General features: G+C 51.8%; 1 protein-coding gene. It reads left to right on the top strand.

Annotated elements, in window-relative coordinates:
* On the top strand, window positions 1-620 hold a 620-nt coding region (locus tag ACOTYB_RS24875; RefSeq protein WP_421765927.1), incomplete at both ends, for an EF-Tu/IF-2/RF-3 family GTPase.

The following is a 620-nucleotide window of genomic DNA, read 5'->3' as shown; positions in this document are numbered from 1 at the left end:
GAGAAAATCATCGAACTGGCTGGCTACCTGGATTCTTACATCCCAGAACCAGAGCGTGCGATTGACAAGCCATTCCTGCTGCCAATCGAAGACGTATTTTCCATCTCCGGTCGTGGTACCGTTGTTACCGGTCGTGTAGAGCGCGGTATCATCAAAGTTGGTGAAGAAGTTGAAATCGTTGGTATCAAAGAGACTGCGAAGTCTACCTGTACTGGCGTTGAAATGTTCCGCAAACTGCTGGACGAAGGCCGTGCTGGTGAGAACGTTGGTGTTCTGCTGCGTGGTATCAAACGTGAAGAAATCGAACGTGGTCAGGTTCTGGCGAAGCCAGGCTCAATCAAGCCACACACCAAGTTCGAATCTGAAGTGTACATTCTGTCCAAAGACGAAGGCGGCCGTCATACTCCGTTCTTCAAAGGCTACCGTCCACAGTTCTACTTCCGTACAACTGACGTGACCGGTACCATCGAACTGCCAGAAGGCGTAGAGATGGTAATGCCAGGCGACAACATCAAGATGGTTGTGACTCTGATCCACCCAATCGCGATGGACGACGGTCTGCGTTTCGCAATCCGTGAAGGCGGCCGTACCGTTGGCGCGGGCGTTGTTGCTAAAGTTCT

The organism is Enterobacter cloacae complex sp. IR5450 (assembly GCF_049238665.1).
Lineage (GTDB): Bacteria > Pseudomonadota > Gammaproteobacteria > Enterobacterales > Enterobacteriaceae > Enterobacter > Enterobacter hormaechei_C.
The sequence above is the reverse complement of the archived record's forward strand: the minus strand, read 5'-3'. Positions and strand labels throughout refer to the sequence as shown.